General features: G+C 47.7%; 13 protein-coding genes. 7 read left to right on the top strand and 6 right to left on the bottom strand.

From position 1 onward, the window contains the following. Nucleotides 1-15: 15 nt before the first annotated feature. From E4T81_RS05375 to E4T81_RS05365, 3 genes are read right to left on the bottom strand one after another with little or no spacing between them, the layout of a single operon-like run. A complete protein-coding gene (locus tag E4T81_RS05375) occupies nucleotides 16-1,152 on the bottom strand; it encodes an endonuclease/exonuclease/phosphatase family protein (RefSeq protein ID WP_135042169.1) in 1,137 nt (378 codons plus the stop codon). Continuing rightward, complete coding sequence (locus E4T81_RS05370) at nucleotides 1,152-2,021, bottom strand: rhomboid family intramembrane serine protease (protein ID WP_135042167.1); 870 nt, start codon at nucleotides 2,019-2,021, stop codon at nucleotides 1,152-1,154. The genes E4T81_RS05375 and E4T81_RS05370 overlap by 1 nt, the downstream gene beginning before the upstream one ends. Beyond that, nucleotides 2,008-2,781 carry a rhomboid family intramembrane serine protease gene (locus tag E4T81_RS05365; protein WP_135042165.1) on the bottom strand — a complete coding sequence of 258 codons (774 nt, stop codon included), beginning with the start codon at nucleotides 2,779-2,781 and terminating at the stop codon, nucleotides 2,008-2,010. The genes E4T81_RS05370 and E4T81_RS05365 overlap by 14 nt, the downstream gene beginning before the upstream one ends. A 193-nt stretch (nucleotides 2,782-2,974) precedes the next feature. On the opposite strand from E4T81_RS05365, the gene E4T81_RS05360 reads away from it, so the two are divergent. From E4T81_RS05360 to E4T81_RS05350, 3 genes are all read left to right on the top strand, one after another. Further along, complete coding sequence (locus E4T81_RS05360; protein ID WP_135042163.1) at nucleotides 2,975-3,247, top strand: HU family DNA-binding protein; 273 nt, start codon at nucleotides 2,975-2,977, stop codon at nucleotides 3,245-3,247. Nucleotides 3,248-3,378: 131 nt separating this feature from the next. Continuing rightward, nucleotides 3,379-3,993, top strand: a complete 615-nt coding sequence (locus E4T81_RS05355) for a porin family protein (RefSeq protein WP_135042161.1) — start codon at nucleotides 3,379-3,381, stop codon at nucleotides 3,991-3,993. Between the two features lie 80 nt (nucleotides 3,994-4,073). Next, a complete protein-coding gene (locus E4T81_RS05350; protein WP_135042159.1) occupies nucleotides 4,074-5,375 on the top strand; it encodes an acetylxylan esterase in 1,302 nt (433 codons plus the stop codon). A 5-nt stretch (nucleotides 5,376-5,380) separates the two neighbouring features. On the opposite strand, the gene E4T81_RS05345 is transcribed toward E4T81_RS05350, so the two are convergent. From E4T81_RS05345 to hpt, 3 genes are all read right to left on the bottom strand, one after another. Then, nucleotides 5,381-5,959 carry a hypothetical protein gene (locus E4T81_RS05345; protein ID WP_135042157.1) on the bottom strand — a complete coding sequence of 193 codons (579 nt, stop codon included), beginning with the start codon at nucleotides 5,957-5,959 and terminating at the stop codon, nucleotides 5,381-5,383. 13 nt (nucleotides 5,960-5,972) lie between these two features. Further along, nucleotides 5,973-6,551, bottom strand: a complete 579-nt coding sequence (locus E4T81_RS05340; RefSeq protein WP_135042155.1) for an adenylate kinase — start codon at nucleotides 6,549-6,551, stop codon at nucleotides 5,973-5,975. Between the two features lie 84 nt (nucleotides 6,552-6,635). Continuing rightward, entirely contained in the window at nucleotides 6,636-7,178 is a 543-nt protein-coding gene (hpt, locus tag E4T81_RS05335; protein ID WP_135042154.1) for a hypoxanthine phosphoribosyltransferase, read from the bottom strand. 109 nt (nucleotides 7,179-7,287) lie between these two features. Here hpt and E4T81_RS05330 point away from each other — a divergent pair, with 109 nt between their 5' ends. The 4 genes from E4T81_RS05330 to E4T81_RS05315 all read left to right on the top strand — a co-directional run bounded on the left by E4T81_RS05330 (nucleotide 7,288) and on the right by E4T81_RS05315 (nucleotide 13,851). Next, nucleotides 7,288-8,799, top strand: coding sequence for an NAD(P)H-hydrate dehydratase (locus E4T81_RS05330; RefSeq protein ID WP_135042152.1), 1,512 nt, complete (start codon nucleotides 7,288-7,290; stop codon nucleotides 8,797-8,799). 42 nt (nucleotides 8,800-8,841) lie between these two features. Next, nucleotides 8,842-9,921, top strand: coding sequence for a DUF4831 family protein (locus E4T81_RS05325; protein WP_135042150.1), 1,080 nt, complete (start codon nucleotides 8,842-8,844; stop codon nucleotides 9,919-9,921). Between the two features lie 560 nt (nucleotides 9,922-10,481). After that, nucleotides 10,482-11,726: a hypothetical protein gene (locus E4T81_RS05320; RefSeq protein ID WP_135042148.1), complete on the top strand. Its 1,245-nt coding sequence runs from the start codon at nucleotides 10,482-10,484 to the stop codon at nucleotides 11,724-11,726. A 25-nt stretch (nucleotides 11,727-11,751) separates the two neighbouring features. Next, nucleotides 11,752-13,851, top strand: coding sequence for a hypothetical protein (locus E4T81_RS05315; protein ID WP_135042146.1), 2,100 nt, complete (start codon nucleotides 11,752-11,754; stop codon nucleotides 13,849-13,851). The last annotated feature ends 7 nt before the right edge of the window (nucleotides 13,852-13,858 follow it).

The raw sequence follows: 13,858 nt of genomic DNA, 5'->3' as shown, positions 1-13,858 counted from the left end.
TAAATTGATTGGCATTTATCCGGGACCCGGCTTTTCCCATAGAAATGTGGCAAACACCGGGTAATGGTCGGAGCTGCGTGACTTCCCGACTTTAACCGATACCGAGCGCAGGTCGCCTCGGTAAAATATCTGGTCGATGTGGAAGTAAAAGCGGCTTGTATTGTATGTGATAGTCGGTCCGAACGCCGATTGCGCATATGCGTCTTTCAGTCCGCAACGTCTTATGGTGCGGTAGGCATAGCTCCCTGCAACGTCGTTGAAATCGCCTGTAAGCACCACGTTTTTTACGTTCATGCTGTCGATGAACGCCTTTATGTGGCGAGCCTGCTGGGCACGGATGCGGAATGCGCTCAGTAGCTTTGGCATCAGGTCGCTTTTTACCTGCGACAGTTCCTTGCGGGTTGGACGAAGCTCTTTGTCGGTAAGATCCCGATAGGTCTCTTTGTCGCCGGGACTCAGGCCTATAGACTGCAGATGGCAATTTATTACAAGCAGTTCGTTTCCTTCGACGTCAAGCATATAGGCGGCATATTTCCCTGTGCCCCAGTCGGGCTGTGGAGTCGGTATCTGTTTTGCCGGAAATTTGGACAGCAATATCTCGCTTGCAAGCTCCGGGGTGTTTATTATATAGGGATAGCGTTGGCGTATGGAGTCACGCTGTTCGCGGGAGCCTGCGCCGTGGCGTCGTCCTGTTATGTCGGCTCCTTCCTGGATGCACACTATGTCGGCGTCGCTTGCAAGTATATTGGATAAGGTGCGGTTGCCCCATTCTGGTTTTATCCCTTGATTGTCAACGAAATTATAAGCGTTGTAGGTCATTACGGTGAAAGAGCGTTCTTCCTCTGCCGGCGTCAGTTTTCCGCTTTTTATGTTGAGCGGGAATATGTCAAGCAGCGGTCCTGTACCTGCAATTATGCCCGCCGCCGCTACCAATGCGCTCTTGCGGTAAAGCAAAATGTCGGCGATAATCATCAACACTGACAGCGCCACAAATCCGGGATAAAGCATGTTTATAGCCTGGGCAAGTGCAAAAGAGTCGGGATTTATGTAACCGCAATAGGCTGAGAAGACGGTGATGACCGCCAAAACCACGTTGCCCGACATCCAGAGGCTCTTGAACGTCTTTTTGCCGATGTGAACCACCTTGTTCATTATTTAATCCTTTTGCTAACGTCAAACAGTCTTTGCTTTTCCTCTTTTGTCAAGGCGCCATAGCCTGACTTTTTAACTTTGTCAAGTATCTCGTCGAGAGAAGACTCCATGTCTTTGCCCGTAGCATGTTTTGCCTGTCCTGCCGATGGGTTACGTTCAGCCGACTTCTTGCGGGGGGTGGTGATGCGTCGCCATATGTTGACACACCCGTCGACACACGCGCTGAACGGACGCGTGATGTCCACGCCCTTTTTCTGCGAGACAGCGTAAAGCGCACCGGTTATGGCACCACCTATGTGAGCCACATGTCCTCCGGCGTTACTTCCGCCTATGCTGAACATGTCGATTGCAATTGTGATCACGGCGAGCCATTTCAATGAAATCTCGCCTATGAACATGAGCCCCATCTTGTAGTCGGGATGCCTTATCGCAGTTGCGGTAACTATGCCGATTACCGATGCCGACGATCCGATAAGCAGTCCATACATGTCCATGGCGTTGTAATAGGCCATGAAGAGTAGGGCGCCGCCAAGTCCGCAATAGATGTAGAGGGCAAGCATGCGCTTGGACGTGTCGGCAAGCAGGAAAATCACTCCAAACCAGTATAGCCACAGCATGTTGAACAGAATGTGGAACAGGTCATACTGGGCAAACATGTATGTGAAAAGCGTCCACGGACGTGTCAGCATCAAGTCAATCCGGGAGGGGAGTTCGACTTCTGCAAGTACAGTGTCGGCGCTTATGCCTGCGAGCAAGAGGATGAGGGTGATGAGATGTAGGATTATAAACACGGCGATGTTGATGAAGATAAGCTTCACCAGCATCGAGCCTGTTGTCCATCGGTATTTTAACTGATCAATAATACCCATTTTTGCTTATTATGCCTTTGTGCTTCCAGTAAAGAATCATGAATACTCCAAATATCATTCCGCCAAGATGAGCGAAATGAGCCACGCCGTCTTTTGCCGCGCCAAGACCGAGAGCAAGCTCGATAAGACCATAGCCGAGCACCATCCATTTTGCCTTGATTGGCACCGGTACAAACATCAGGTAAAGCGGGCGATTGGGGAAAATCATGCCGAATGCAAGAAGCACACCGTAAATCGCTCCCGAGGCTCCTACGGTGACAAGCGCGTTTTCGATAGAGGCGCGCAATGTGGCAAGCTGTGAGGGGGTGACATATTGATAAGCCTGTTCCATGCTGAGGTGGTTGGCATGGGCGAAATTGGCAATGGTCATCTCAAGATTGTTGTTTACAAAGGAGTCAATCATGAGCGCCCATGTGGCTTCCTGGATTATCGCCGCTCCGATGCCACATGACAGGTAATAGAACAAAAAGCGCTTGCCGCCAAGTACACGCTCGAGGGTGATTCCAAACATGAACAGGGTGAACATGTTGAAAAACAAGTGGGCTATGCCGCCTGTCGAGTGGATGAACATGTAGGTTACAATCTGTGCGATGTTGAAATCCGATGCGCCTATATAGTGCAGACCGCCGTATTCCGTGAAATTGGCTCCGATAGTGCCGGGGATGAGCATCATTGCCAACCATATGATGAAATTGATAATGATGAGATTTTTTGTCACCGGCGGAATCGCGCTGAAAAATGAGCCGCTGTTTCGTATCATTTAACTATCCTGTTTGGTTATTTATTGGCTGCAAATTTAGGCAAAATATCCCGTTTTTTGACCTCGATGCTTCATTTTGACCAATTTTGAAAAGAATTTTCGCATTTTTTTTAAGAAAAATACTTTTATTTAAAATTTTACATCTATATTTGTGACAAATAACACAACGTAAATCTATTTTAAAAACACAGTTATGAATAAAACAGACCTCGTCAATGCGATTGCTGAAAAGGCAAACCTGACCAAAGTAGATGCAAAAAACGCTCTTGACGCATGCCTTGAAGCTATTACCGGTGCGTTGGAAAATAATGACAAGGTGGCACTTATCGGATTTGGAACATTCTCTGTAACAGAAAAAGCTGCCCGTACAGGTATCAATCCCCGTACAAAAGAAACTATCGACATTCCTGCCCGCAAGGTCGTTAAATTTAAGCCGGGTGCCGAGATTTCCAATAAGCTCAACTAATTGTGAGTGACCTGCAAGTGGGTCGTTGGAAATCGTTTTGACTTATCATTGCGCGATCGCTCTCGTAAAAGTGGGCGGTCGTGTCATTGTTTAAAAGTGACACTTATCATAATCATTAATATAATTAAATTATGAAGACTATTAAAACTCTTTTATTGGCTATCGTTATGGTAGCAGGTTTTTCAGTTCCGGCTGCCGCTCAGTTCCACATCGGTCCGCGTGTAGGTATCACAGTCAACCAGCTGCATTTGAACGACAAGGTGTTTGACGCTGAAAACCGCACCGGCTTTACAGGCGGTCTTATGGCTGAATTTACAGTGCCCATCATTGGTATCGGTCTTGATGCGTCGGTGATGTATGTGCGTCGTGAAGGCGTCAACAAGTATGTTGAGGCCGGAGAAGTTATCGTTGATAAGAATAACCGTAACTATATCGGTGTGCCTATCAACTTGAAGTGGAAAATCGGTATTCCAGCCGTCGGTCATATCGTGACCCCGTTCCTGACAACCGGTCCTGAGTTTGATTTCCTTTGCAGCAAGCAGACGATAGAAGACATGAAGCGCAAGAAATGTGATGTTTCATGGAACTTCGGTCTTGGTGTAGAGCTTCTGAAGCATGTGCAGGTTGCTGCAAGCTATGGCTTCGGAATCAACAATGCTGTAAAATATGTAGATTCAGGCGTCACTACTACCGATGTAAAGGGTAAGGACCGTTTCTGGACCATTACAGCCGCTTATCTGTTTTAAAACCGTATAATTGTGTTATAAGCATGAGGACACTCATTAGGTTGAAGTGTCCTCATCTGTTTTTTTATCGTCTTTTAACCATGAATCTAACCAAGTGTATTTTAATCTCTGCTGCCGTGACTGTCTCTGTGGGTGCGGTGGCTGAAAATTATCCTTATCGTGACGACATGCTTTGGGTCACTGTGCCCGACCATGCCGACTGGCTTTACAAGACCGGGGAAAATGCAGTCGTTGACGTTCAGTTGTATCATTACGGGATGCCTGTTGACTCGCTTGTCGTAGACTACGCTGTAGGTGATGACGAGATGCCTTCCGATACAGAAGGGAAGCTCCTGATAAGAAACGGGCGCGCCACTGTTGACATGGGGACAATGGATGAGCCCGGTTTCCGTGACTTGCGTCTTACTGCGATGATTGACGGCGTAAAGAGCTCTCATCACGTCAAGGTGGGGTTTTCTCCTGAATTGCTGGAGCCTTATACGCGTCAGCCTGACGACTTCCTTGACTATTGGCGGGCTGCCGTGGAAAAGGACAAGGAGTTTCCTCTCACTTACACCTCAGAGCCGGTAGAGGAATATTCGACCGACAAGATGTCGTGTAGCCTCGTGAAGCTTCAACTCAATCCGGAGGGACGTGCCATGTATGGCTATCTGTTTGTTCCCAAGGGCGATGGCAGATACCCTGCCGTGCTTACACCTCCCGGTGCCGGAGTAAAGACCATCAAGGATCCGATGCGTCACCGTTACTATGGCGAGGGTGGGGTGATACGCCTTGAGATAGAGATTCACGGGCTTCATCCCGGATTGACTGAAGGGCAGTTTGCCGCCCATCGCAAAGAGATCGGCGAATACATGCTGACCGGCGTTGATGACCGTGACACTTATTATATGAAGGATGTGTATCTCGGATGCCGTCGTTTTCTTGACTTGCTAACGTCGTTGCCTTGCTGGGACGGGCAGAATCTGTTTACGCAGGGAGGTAGTCAGGGCGGTGCGCTCGCGATTACCACAGCCATGCTTGACCCGCGCGTGACCGGCTGTGTGGCAAATCATCCCGCTTTGTCCGACATGTCACGCTATGTTGACGGTAAGGGTGGCGGCTATCCTCACCATATAAGGAAAGACCCTTCGCTTGCCACTCCGGAACTGTTGCGCACGTACAGCTATTATGATGTGGTCAATTTTGCGCGCAATCTCAAGTGTCCCGTAAGGATGACGTGGGGATTCAATGACAATACATGCCCTCCCTCGACGAGCTATATCGTGTATAATCTTATATCGTCGCCCAAAGAGTCGCTGCTGACTCCGGTTAATGAACACTGGACATCGGAAGAGACCGAGCGCGGCCACTACCGGTGGATAATGGATAATCTGAAAAAATAGAGCTGTTATTGAATAAGTCCTATCGCTTCGCTGTGACGCAACAGGTCGCTTATGGTGCTTTTTGTGTCGGCAAGCGATGGATTTATGTCGACAAGCCCGGTGATTAAGCGCAGTGCCTGATAGGCATCGGAAAGCGCAGGGTCATCGGGATTGTCATTTCCGGTGGCATAGTAATATTTATACATCAGGCTGCCGATCGCCGAGGTGATTGCCGCTACATGCTCGCGTGCCGCTGTGCTGTCGGCAGGTTGTGTAGCGTTGAGTGTCTGTTCAAGTATGTTCCATGTCATCAGGCTTAACGACAGCAGCCCGGCGGGGTCTACTTTATAAGGAACAGTGTAGGCAAATGCGGTCATGCACGCGGCATATGCTTCCTGCTGGCGTTGCATGGCTGTCATGACAGCGACATAGGCACAAGTGGCGGCAACGAGTTCACACGCCTCGTTGTCGCCCTTATGCTTTTGCCATTGACGGAAGATGTCGCCCAACACCTCTTCAGCGAGCATCGACGCCTCGACAAGGCTGTTGCCTGACAGGGCGGAATAAATATCTGATATCGCGTTGTTGATAGGGCTTTCTTCCATGATTGATTGGTGGTTATTCCTGTACTTTCTTCAATGAATCCTTGATGGTCTCAAAAATCTCGTCGACCTTTCCGCTGCCGGGGATGGCGTGATATTTTCCTTCGCCCTGGTAGTATTCGCGCAAAGGCGAGGTCTGGTTGTGGTACACTTCAAGGCGGCGGTTGATTGTGTCAAGATTGTCGTCGCTGCGGCCTGACTCCTGACCGCGCTTTATAAGACGGTCTACAAGTTCTTTGTCGTCAACCTCAAGTCCTACTACCGCATGCACCTTTGAATTACGGTCGGCAAGCATCTTTTTCAGGGCTTTTGCCTGAGGAATCGTGCGGGGAAATCCGTCAAAAATCACTCCCTTGGATGTCTCGGGGTTGTTGTCAAGCACATGAGCGAGGATGTCAACCATTAGGTCGTCGGGTATGAGCTGACCCTGTGAAATATAGGTTTCCGCAACTTTTCCGAGGTCGGTGCCGCGTGCGATATGGTCGCGGAGCACTTCTCCTGTTGAAATGTGATATAGCCCGTACTCATCAATCAGGCGCTCACTTTGGGTGCCTTTTCCACTCCCGGGGGCACCGAAAATAACAATATTAAACATGACAAGAATTTAAAATATATTGAATAGATAATCTCAATGTCATTTATTGAGAAAACATAGGTTTTTTTATTTGTCAGGGAATTCTTATGATTCCTGTTTCAGTTGATAGATGTCGCGCAGGTTGCGTGCGAGTCCGTCGAGGTCAAGTCCGAATCCGATTATGAATCTGGGGTCGATGGTGAAGCCTACATAGTCGGGGTTAAGCTTGTGTTGGAGCGATTCCGGCTTCAACAGCAGTGTCGCTACCTTGACCGATGCGGGATTTTTCTTTTCGAGGTCTTCGACAAGCTTTTTGATTGTGGCTCCTGTGTCGATTATGTCCTCGACAATGATTATGTCCCTGCCGGTAAGGTCTTCTGTCAGCCCCATCACTTCCTTTACCTTTCCTGAAGTGGACGTGCCCTCATAGCTTTTCAGGCGTATGAAGGAAATCTCGGCGTCAATGTCAACCGCCCTGAAAAGGTCGGCGGCAAACGGGAATGCACCGGTAAGCACACACAGAAACAGAGGCTGCTTGCCTGCGTAGTCTTTGTCAATCTGAGCCGCTATCTCGCTGATGCGGCTTTGTATAGTTTCATGAGTGATATATGGCTCGAAAGTCAAGCCGTTGTAGGTCACTTTATCCATTGTTCTTTTTGTTTGCGCAAATTTACGCATTTTTTGTCATTTCTCGCCATATATTTTTGTAAATTTGTGGCTGCCTTCATGTGAGGCGTATAAATATTCTTTATCAAAGATGAAAATATTTACTAACGAACAGATAAGAGCTATCGAGCAATATACTATAGAGAAAGAGGGTGTGTCATCTATTGCGCTGATCGAGCGTGCGGCTTCTGCGATAACCGCGGAGATTGTGGCTCGGTGGGGTGTCGATAAGAAAGTGTGGGTGTTTGCCGGACACGGTAATAATGGCGCCGACGCCCTTGTCGTGGCGCGTCTGCTTATCGAGCAGGGATATGAGGTGGAGGTGCTTCTCTTCAATGTGTTCAATCGCTTGAGCGAAGGATGTGCCTATGCCCGCAAGCGTCTGCTTGAGTCGGGTGCCGCCAATTTTATCGAGGTTACGGGCGACTTCACTCCACCGGTGATTACTCAGGGTGCCGTTGTGATTGACGGGCTGTTTGGCTCCGGACTCAGGGAATCGCTTACCGGCGGGTTCCGCTCGCTTGTCGACTATATCAACAATTCAAAGGCTAAGATTGTGTCAATCGATGTGCCTTCCGGACTTTTTGCCGAGTGGAATGAGGATAACCTGCGGCGAAACATTATACATGCCGATCTCACGCTTGCCATCCAGTTTCCACGGTTGTCGTTTTTCATCTCCGACAACGCTGAATTTCTGGGCGAGTGGAAGGTGCTTGACATAGGGCTTAGCTCGACTGAGATAAAAAATACGACCACGCAGTTTTTCCTGCTTGAAAAGCATGACGCCCGCAGGGTGCTTCATCAGCGCGGCGAGTTCTCATCCAAAGCCGACTACGGGTCGGCGCTTATCGTAGGCGGAAGTTTCGGCATGCTCGGAGCTGCGCAGCTTGCCGCCCGCGGTGCCTTGCGCGCCGGAGTAGGGAAGCTTACGGTGCATGTGCCGCGATGTGGATTTACCGTAATGCAGACAGCTGTACCGGAGGCTATGGTGCAGGTCGACCATAATGACAGCGGTATAACGGAGATTAACCTGCGTCATGAATATGACGCGATAGCCATGGGTCCCGGCATGGGAACACATGACCTTACAGTGCGCGCCGTCGAGACTTTCATAAACCACTCTACCAAGCCGCTTCTTATTGATGCCGACGGACTCAACTGTATAGCGCAGCGACCGATGATACTCGACACGATACCACCTATGTCGGTCATCACTCCCCACGCAGGCGAGTTTGACCGTCTTTTCGGCGAGCATATGTCTGACGAGGCACGTATAATGACAGCAATGCAGAAAGCTCAGACTTACAATATCGTGATTCTGCTGAAAGGTCATTACACTACTATCGTGAGACCCGATCATCGCATCTTTTTTACGGCAAGCGGCTCTCCGGCACTTGCCACTCCCGGAAGCGGCGACGTGCTGACCGGTGTTATAGCCGGATTGCTTGCCCAGGGCTATTCGCCCGACCTTGCCGCGACGCTCGGCGCTTATATCCACGGTTATGCCGGGACTCTTGCCGCTGAGGAACATGGGGAGTATGGGGTGCTTGCCTCGGATATTGCCGATTATGTCGGGACAGCGATACGTGATATAATGAGATGAAGGTAACATTAACAATAATACAGCAATAATAAATATGAGATTATGAAGAAGACTGTAATTGCGCTTGCTTGCTCTGTGGGTATCGCCGGTGGACTGTCGGCGCAGACCACTCAGAAGTTCACCGCCACAAAGGCTAATGACTACGGACTCGTGTATTCGCTTCCGGTCACTGTGCTCGACATCACGGTCGAGGCTGAGCGAGTGGTGAAGAAGCCGGGCGAATTTTATAAATATGCCAAAAAATATCTTAATGTCGACAATCCTGTCGCGGAGCCGTCGGAGTCATGGTCGGTAAAGCAGGTGATAGTAAACGCGCGTGGCGTCGCTGACAATGACAATCGCTATCTGATGGAATTCAAGGGAGGCTTTTCGCCTTTCCTTATAATGGATGAGAATAATCTCCCGCTTGCCATAAACTATGAGGATGTGGAGGTGCCTGATTCGCCTGTGCTTCCCGAGCCGGTAAAGGCTGCGCCAACTCCGCTTGAGACTTCGGCTGCGCGTCAGGTCGTGAGCGAAGAGATGTTGCAGAGCCAGTCATCGGCAAAGCGTGCGGAACTTGCCGCGCAGCGCATCTACGAGCTGCGTCAGAGCCGTAACGACCTTATCACTGGTCAGGCTGACCAGATGCCGCCCGACGGTGCCGCCATGCAGCTTGTGATGGACCAGATTGCCGCCCAGGAGGCAGCGCTTACCGCGATGTTTGTCGGCACGGAGCAACATTCGACGGCTGTGCGCACGTTTACCTATGTTCCCGGTGATGCCGTGAAGAATCATGTCATTGCCAGAATATCCGCGTTTGACGGCATTGTTGACGCGTCTGATCTTTCAGGCGACCCGGTTATGCTGACTCTTAAAGTGACTTCGCGCGGAGAGATACCTGTAAATGAAAAAGGAGAAGAGAAGGCGTTTCCCAAGGGTGGGGTGGCTTATTGTATTCCCGGCACAGCATCGCTGGAGATTGACTATAATGGCAAGACATATTGGGAGGGCAGCATTGATGCCTCGCAGTATGGCATAACTTTCGGTCTCGACCCGAAGATGTTTACCGACAAGAAGTCGCCTGCCTATCTGCTTCTCAATCCTGTCACAGGTGCGATAAAAGAGCTGGGTACTAAATAAATATTTAGTTAAAATTTATTAAATATAGCCTTTGTGTTTGCATTGTTTGCTCACAAAGGCTATATTTGCCAATGCCTATCAGATACTGGAGAAAGACTTTCTATTTAACATTAACGAAGTTTTAACAGTTACCTGACGGCGACTGGAAAAGTGATATTTAACTGAGAATACAAAGCAACAACAAATAAGTGAATCATAGGTTTGAAATCCGGCGGCGCGCGAGCGTATCCGGATTTTATTTTATCCCTGAGCCACCTTTACCTGCCGTCATTTGGGGTTCTCAATATTGACCAAAGCCCATGAGATAAGTGTTGAAATTGCATATTTTTTGGATTCATGTGTATGTAATTCCGAAATAATTGATAACTTCGCCATTGCAAGCCAAAGGTTTGCAAATGCGTATGAAATAGTAAGAAACGTTATGCTTATCGAGTGCTTTGGGGCTATGTTGTCAATGAAGCTGACCGTCAACTGCCGATAGAGAGCGGGCTTCTTCATAAATCGCTATTACATAGCTTGGTTACTCAAAATATGTAACTCAATAAAATATAGTAATTGACATGAAAAAATATCCGGTAATAGCATTATTCACTTTGATTGCACTTGCTTTCAGCGGTTGTAACGATGAGGAAGAGAATGGTAATGTGGTGTGGGAACTCGTTTCCAACTCGGATGCCGATATGATAGTAGTATCTATTGACACGGATGACAGTTTTTCATCATCCGCCAACATTCGGGTGCATGCCGGCTACAAATCCGGCGATATTGAACTTCGTTGTGTAAACCATCCGATCAGCCGACTTTTAGCAGGTGCTAACGATTCTTACACCAATCCTGATATGGGTTTCGCAATCTCAATGGTGGACAATAACACTCTCAGGGTCCATTTTGATGAGAATGCTTCCGGAAAACCGGAAGAAACCGACCTTATTACAGTAACCAATGCAGACGGCAAACCGGCAGTGTGCAATACACTCCTGTGGGTAACGCGGTCGTTTGGCGAACTCTCGACCGACAAGCTTGAAGGTATTCCCGACAAATATCGGTTCAGACTTGCAAAAGCCGGGTTCATGCCATTTATGAATGATGATTTCCAGGTCCCGGCACCATTTGACAATCTGTCGTTCAGATTACTTGATTATCTTGACCGATATAGCCCGTTAGGAATTCCGGAGTTTGTGGAACCCTATGATTCCATAGTTTGGAGCGCCAAAGGGATGCCCGATACATACCGTATCTATGAGCGGAATTCCGATGAAAATAGCCTGGAGGAGAAGTTTACATCTCGGTGGTCAACGCATTTTTTCACTTCAGGCAGCGGGCTGATGAGTTATGCCAAAGGTTACAGTGAGGGCAAGGTGATATATTCCGATTCGTTGAGGATTTACACTTATGAACGTGATTTTCTTTGCTTCGACTGGGCGCGGGGAAGTGTCGCGCTGATAAATCCTTACACGACCGGGATTTATTGCTTGCTTGATAAGAGACGTGAATATAATGTTGTAGATGTTCAGGAAATTAACGACACACGATATTGTGAGATTCATGTCTGGAATCATAAATATCTGTCTGACGATAACTTTCTTTCATTTTCAAAGGAGGCGCTTATAAAACTGATGAAAGAAAACATAGGAGATGGCATGTCGGCTCAAGGAAAAACGGATGTGTTCAAGTGTATTCCGGAAGGAATAGAGGCTGAACTGGTCTGGGAAAACAAGACAACAAGGATTGCATTGCTTCACGAATTGCCGTCAGAAACTGCGCCTGAGGGATATTACCTTCTTGTCGAGGCTAATTATAGATAATAGAGACAGCTAAATTATACTCGATATGGGAATAGTAAAGTACATTATTCTGCTTCCGGCTCTCGCCGTTATGCCATTGATTGCAACGGCGCAATCAGCCGAGCCGGATTCCATCAAGACTCAGGAGCTAAACGAGGTGGTGGTGGAAGCTCAGATGCAACAGCTTTCAACGGTTTCTACTTCCTTTATACCGACAGGAAAGCAGAAGAGTGCCGCCAATAATGTCATAAGCCTTCTGCAAGTAATGGCAATACCTCAGCTCAGGATTGATCCTATAGAGGAGAAAGTCATTGATAACTTTGGAGGTGATGTCGCCATATTCATCAACTACCTTCAGGCATCAAAGGAGGAAATGGATGGGTTGCGTACCGCCGACGTCAGAAAAGTGGAATATCTTGAGTTTCCCACAGATCCCCGTTTTCGCGGTCAGCAGAAAGTGGTGAACATTATTGTGCAGGAATATTTGTATGGAGGATATACTAAAATGTCAGTTGATGAAAACTTTCTTTTAGGATTGTCAAGTCAGGCAAATGTATATTCCAGGTTGTCAGATAAGAGGATGACCTACGACTTCTACGTTGCCGCCAATAATTGGAAGCATAATCACGATGGCGGCACAACCAAAAGCATTTGCTCTTTAATCAAGGACGGCGAGCCTTACAATCTGGATAGAAACGAGATTCTCGAAAGCTCGAAATTCAAGCAGAATCAATATCCCGTGACTTTGCGCGCAACCTATAGCTCTGATAAGATACAGATTCGCAACACTGTCTCGTTTCAGCACATTGCCAATCCGCAGATTTACAGAAGCGGCAGGCTTGACTACGGATCAGAGTCATCAGGCAACTACTCTTACGAGCAGAATGCTCCACAGTGTAACAACTCGGCGTCATATTCAGGCTCATTCTTCTTCTCCTTTCCCCGAAACTTCTCTTTTGATGTTTCACCGGTTTTCAATTACACACATACGAATGCCGTCACTGACTACTCGGCAGGTAATTCCATCAATATCATTCGCAAGGCACGGGAAGATGCTTACAATTACCGGATAGACGGTTATCTTAGGAAGCAGGTCGGTCAAAATCATTCATTCATGGCGGGAGTCAACGGAGGTCAATGGAGCAATAACCTTCATTATACAGGCTCCAATACGTATCACGACAAATTCAGCAATGCTTTTGCCGCAGGACTGGTGGGCTACAATTACCGAACACAGAAAATAGCAGTCAATGTCGATGGCGGAATTGCCTGGGAAAACAGTGATATCAATGGATTAAAGAATGATGACTGGTATCCGTTTACCCACATCAACGTGAGGTATTCACTTGACAACAAAAATATGTTTTCCGTATATTTTCAATATGCAAGCAACACTGCCGGAATTATGGAGAAAGCGTCAGATATTTTTCAGGAAAATGAGCTGATGTATATATCGGGTAATCCAAACCTGAAGAACAGCCGTCATACTACCTTTAATCTTGCCTATACATGGATGCCTTCAAATAGTTTTGGATTGAGTGCTTATGGACAGTTCTTTGGACTGTATGACCGGATGTTCCGTACTTACTCTCTTTATAACGGAGGGACGGCTTTGATAAGAAACTGGGTAAACGATGGCGATTATCTGTCAGGGTCGGCGGGCTTGGCTTTCAACTGGAAACTACTGAATGGGGATTTGCAATTCTATGCAAATCCGGAAATGAGATTCAACAAGATAACAGGTTCTTGTCCGTTGAGCTATAATCCTTTTGCGCTTATTATACAGGCTGTCTATTTCCTAAGACAGTTCTATTTCAAAGCATATTACGAAACTCCGCAAAAGGGAGTACGCTACAATAGCAATACTTTATATAAGAACCGGAATTTTTACAGCCTCACTGCCGGGTGGTCAAACTCAGACTGGAATATAAGCATTTCGGCATATAATGTGCTTAACAAAGGTTGGGAGACTTCCACGTGGGAGCTCGCTACACCTCTATACTCCGAAGTGCGGACCAACTATGGCAATTACTATCATCCGCGCATAAATTTATCTGTGACTTATACATTTGACTACGGTAAAAAAGTACAGCGCGGCAATGAAGTTGGCGTACAATCCGGCGCAAATTCAGCCATCATGAAATAATCTGTCA

Source organism: Barnesiella sp. WM24 (assembly GCF_004570975.1).
Classification (GTDB): domain Bacteria; phylum Bacteroidota; class Bacteroidia; order Bacteroidales; family Muribaculaceae; genus Muribaculum.
The sequence above is the reverse complement of the archived record's forward strand: the minus strand, read 5'-3'. Positions and strand labels throughout refer to the sequence as shown.

Bases quoted from the DNA above. Each gene is read 5' to 3' on its own strand.
- E4T81_RS05375 (WP_135042169.1), bottom strand. From the start codon at position 1,152: ATGAACAAGGTGGTTCACATCGGCAAAAAGACGTTCAAGAGCCTCTGG.
- E4T81_RS05370 (WP_135042167.1), bottom strand. From the start codon at position 2,021: ATGGGTATTATTGATCAGTTAAAATACCGATGGACAACAGGCTCGATG.
- E4T81_RS05365 (WP_135042165.1), bottom strand. From the start codon at position 2,781: ATGATACGAAACAGCGGCTCATTTTTCAGCGCGATTCCGCCGGTGACA.
- E4T81_RS05360 (WP_135042163.1), top strand. From the start codon at position 2,975: ATGAATAAAACAGACCTCGTCAATGCGATTGCTGAAAAGGCAAACCTG.
- E4T81_RS05355 (WP_135042161.1), top strand. From the start codon at position 3,379: ATGAAGACTATTAAAACTCTTTTATTGGCTATCGTTATGGTAGCAGGT.
- E4T81_RS05350 (WP_135042159.1), top strand. From the start codon at position 4,074: ATGAATCTAACCAAGTGTATTTTAATCTCTGCTGCCGTGACTGTCTCT.
- E4T81_RS05345 (WP_135042157.1), bottom strand. From the start codon at position 5,959: ATGGAAGAAAGCCCTATCAACAACGCGATATCAGATATTTATTCCGCC.
- E4T81_RS05340 (WP_135042155.1), bottom strand. From the start codon at position 6,551: ATGTTTAATATTGTTATTTTCGGTGCCCCCGGGAGTGGAAAAGGCACC.
- hpt (WP_135042154.1), bottom strand. From the start codon at position 7,178: ATGGATAAAGTGACCTACAACGGCTTGACTTTCGAGCCATATATCACT.
- E4T81_RS05330 (WP_135042152.1), top strand. From the start codon at position 7,288: ATGAAAATATTTACTAACGAACAGATAAGAGCTATCGAGCAATATACT.
- E4T81_RS05325 (WP_135042150.1), top strand. From the start codon at position 8,842: ATGAAGAAGACTGTAATTGCGCTTGCTTGCTCTGTGGGTATCGCCGGT.
- E4T81_RS05320 (WP_135042148.1), top strand. From the start codon at position 10,482: ATGAAAAAATATCCGGTAATAGCATTATTCACTTTGATTGCACTTGCT.
- E4T81_RS05315 (WP_135042146.1), top strand. From the start codon at position 11,752: ATGGGAATAGTAAAGTACATTATTCTGCTTCCGGCTCTCGCCGTTATG.